This window comes from Arthrobacter sp. SPT-J7, assembly GCF_059089965.1.
Map to the genome: position 1 here is coordinate 1 of NZ_JBNHFF010000300.1, position 3,238 is coordinate 3,238.

Sequence of the window (3,238 nt, forward strand, 5' to 3'; positions counted from 1 at the left end):
GGCGGGGCGCAGGTGCAGGTGCGCTGCTCCCGGTTGCGTTGCTCTCCGGGGAGGGGCTGCTGCTCTCCGTTGCTTCGTCCACGGGGGCTTCCGCTGCCGGGGCGTTGGCTGCTTCAGATGCTGCCTCGCCGGCGGCGGGTGCCGTCGTCTCGGTCAGGTCTGTTGCTGTTTCGTCGGATTTCTGACTGTCTGTCACCGCTAAAAGTCTTTCGCTTGGAGGAAAATACTCAGGTCCTGCGCCGCAGCCGCCGGGGCCGGGCCTCCTACTTCAGAGAAAACGAGTCTATCGTGACTGGTTCCACAGGTGCGCCGTCTGTGTCGCTGCTGCCCGGCGTAATTCCGGCGGCAGCTATATTCGACACCACTTCCAGGCCGGAAGTCACCCTTCCCACCACTGTGTAGCCGCCGGCAGTGTCGGCCGGGATGACCGTGTCCTTGTAGACGATGAAGAACTGTTTTCCGTTTCCAAAAGCGTTGTTGCCTGTACGGGCCACGGCGACTGTGCCGGCAGGATAAGTATTGTCAGCGGGCGTGTTCTCCAACGGCCCCCAGGTGTAGTCAGGATCGCCCTGGCCTTCCGGGCCGGAGGCGCCGCACTGCAGCAGCCCGAAGGCCTCACCCGTGGTGAGGCGGTGGCAGAATTTCCCGTTGTAGTAGCCCTCGTCGCTGAGAGACTTAAAGACGGCGGCGGCCTGCGGGGCGTTCGTCCCATCGAGCTCCACGGCGAGTGCGCTGCCGTTAAGGATGAGATCGCCGGTGAAGGTCTTGCCCGCAGCGGTCTCGGCAGCCGGGATATTCGGGCCGTTGGTCGCCTGGGCAGTCGGGCTTGCGGATGCTGAGGCGGACGGACTTGCCAGCCCCGCCTCCGCAGCGGCGAACTCTTCCTCAGTTGGATTCCCTGCAAAGGCGGTGAGCTGGAGTACGACGGCGAGCACAACGGCCGCGGTTCCGGCGGTGGCGGCGATGACGTTGTCCCGCTTGCGCCGCTTCTCCTGGTCCCGCCGCAGCTCGCGCTTGGCTTCCATTTGCTGAATGCGACGCTTTGCTTCGCGGGCACTGCGTGAATTGGCCGCCAAGGTTCCTCCTTATTGTCGGGCTGCTGCACGGCGTGGTGTGAGGCCTCGAGCGCAGTTGTCTGACTGCCGAGCCCTGCCGGTCCGCCGCATTAGAGATGCCGGCGGATGACGCATAAACTGACTGCCGCACATAGTTTATGCATGACTGGCTGGGCTGCCGCCGTTCCTGGCCTGTTTCGGGATGCCGGGCAAGTCCCAGGCACAACACCTAAGAGGAGAAAATCCACCATGGCACGCACCGCCTCCCTGTCCGGATTCCCCGAGTGGCTTCCCGAGGAGCGGCTGGTGGAGCTGCATGTGCTGGACACGCTTCGCCGGGTATTCGAGCTGCACGGATTCTCTTCCATCGAGACCCGGGCGGTGGAAACGGTTGGCCAGTTGTTGCGCAAGGGCGAGATTGACAAGGAAGTGTACGGCCTCAGCCGGCTGCAGGAGGACGAGAGCGACAACCCGGTCAAGGGAGGCAAGGCAGATCCGCACGCACTTGCCCTGCACTTTGACCTCACCGTCCCGTTTGCCCGTTATGTGGTGGAGAACGCCGGCTACCTCGCCTTCCCGTTCCGCCGGTACCAGATCCAGAAGGTTTGGCGCGGTGAGCGCCCGCAGGAGGGCCGCGCCCGTGAATTCACGCAGGCGGACATCGACGTGGTGGGGGACGGCGACTTGCCCTTCCGGTACGACGTCGAAATCGCCCTGGTGATTGCCGAGGCCCTCAGCTCACTTCCCATCCCGGACTTCCGCCTGAGGATCAACAACCGCAAGCTGGCGGAAGGTTTCTACCGCGGCATCGGACTCGAGGACACGGCCGGCGTGCTCAGGAGCATCGACAAACTCGAAAAGATCGGCCCGGACAAGGTGGCGGACCTGCTCAAGGCGGAGCTGGGGGCCACGGACGAACAGGCGCAGAAGGCGCTGCAGCTGGCTGCGATCCGCACGGAGGACACATCCTTCGTGGCACAGGTTCAAGCGCTCGGGGTCAGTAACGAGCTGCTGGATGAAGGCTTGAACGAGCTGGAACAGGTGATCGAGGCGGCTGTCCAGCGCGCCCCCGGCAAGGTGGTCGCTGACCTAAGCATCGCCCGCGGCCTGGACTACTACACCGGCACCGTGGTCGAAACCATTTTGGTGGGTCACGAGCAGTTGGGCTCCATCTGCTCGGGCGGCCGTTACGACGCGTTGGCTTCCAAGGGCAACCGGAAGTTTCCGGGGGTGGGCCTCTCCATCGGCGTCACGCGGCTGGTCTCCCGCATACTCAGCCAGGACCTGGCCAAGGCCTCACGCTCCGTTCCGACCGCGGTCCTGGTTTCCCTCACCTCCGACGACAGGTGGAGTGCGGCGCAGGACGTTGCAGCCCAGCTCCGCAGCCGTGGAATCGCCACCGAGGTGGCGGCTAAGGCGGAGAAGTTCGGCAAACAGATCAAATTCGCTGACCGCCGGGGCATCCCCTTCGTCTGGTTTACTGACGACGACGGCACCCACCAGGTGAAGGACATCCGCACCGGCGAACAGGTGGTCGCGTTCCCGGAAACCTGGACCCCGCCGTTGGAGGATCTGACGGTTCAAGTGGCCTCGACAGTGCAGGTGGCATCAGCAGTTTAGGAGGGGCTCCCTTCGCCGTTACTTGGGTGGATAAGTTAGTCGAAACCAAAGGCGCATAGGCGGCGATGCCTTGCAGGACCGGAACCAGCGCCGTCAGGTAAGCCATGGTGTCGGGCGCAGGGCGCAGGCTGACCGTTCGCTCTGAGACGGCATGGGGGCGTCAAGGTGGCCAGGGCCCGAGGAGCTATGTGGATAACTCTCGCCGCAGCCGGAGCCGGAGCCGCAGCACCAGCCAGCGCCCCGCCACACCGGCGGCAAGGACCGCCATCATGGTGAGCACCGACGCCGTCGGAAGGGTGAACGCCAGAAGGAGGCAGGCCAGGAAGCCGACAGCGTTGAGCCACTTGGGTGCGTACCCGGGGTGCGATGCCAGTGTGTAGGCAGAAGCGTTGGCCACGGCGTAGTACAGGAGCACGCCGAAACTTGAAAAGCCCACTACCGTCATGACGTCGGTGGTCAGCAGGAGCAGGATAACGACAGTGGCCACGGCGACTTCGGCAGCGTACGGAACAGTGTGCTTGCCGCCTACCCTGGCCAGCGGCCGGGGCAGGTCCCGTTCGCGT

2 protein-coding genes and 2 pseudogenes are annotated in these 3,238 nt (G+C 64.5%); 1 reads left to right on the top strand and 3 read right to left on the bottom strand.

From position 1 onward, the window contains the following. Nucleotides 1-196 (bottom strand): annotated as a pseudogene (locus AC5RWX_RS31660) (DUF349 domain-containing protein); the annotation flags it as partial. A gap of 67 nt (nt 197-263) precedes the next feature. Then, on the bottom strand, nt 264-1,076 hold the full coding sequence (locus AC5RWX_RS31665) for a peptidylprolyl isomerase (RefSeq protein ID WP_494100149.1): 813 nt from the start codon (nt 1,074-1,076) through the stop codon (nt 264-266). 228 nt (nt 1,077-1,304) lie between these two features. On the opposite strand from AC5RWX_RS31665, the gene hisS reads away from it, so the two are divergent. Then, complete coding sequence (hisS, locus tag AC5RWX_RS31670) at nt 1,305-2,675, top strand: histidine--tRNA ligase (RefSeq protein ID WP_494100150.1); 1,371 nt, start codon at nt 1,305-1,307, stop codon at nt 2,673-2,675. A 184-nt stretch (nt 2,676-2,859) separates the two neighbouring features. Here the strand turns inward: hisS and AC5RWX_RS31675 are convergent. Continuing rightward, a pseudogene (locus AC5RWX_RS31675) lies at nt 2,860-3,238 on the bottom strand (amino acid permease); the annotation flags it as partial.

Bases quoted from the DNA above. Each gene is read 5' to 3' on its own strand.
- hisS (WP_494100150.1), top strand. From the start codon at position 1,305: ATGGCACGCACCGCCTCCCTGTCCGGATTCCCCGAGTGGCTTCCCGAG.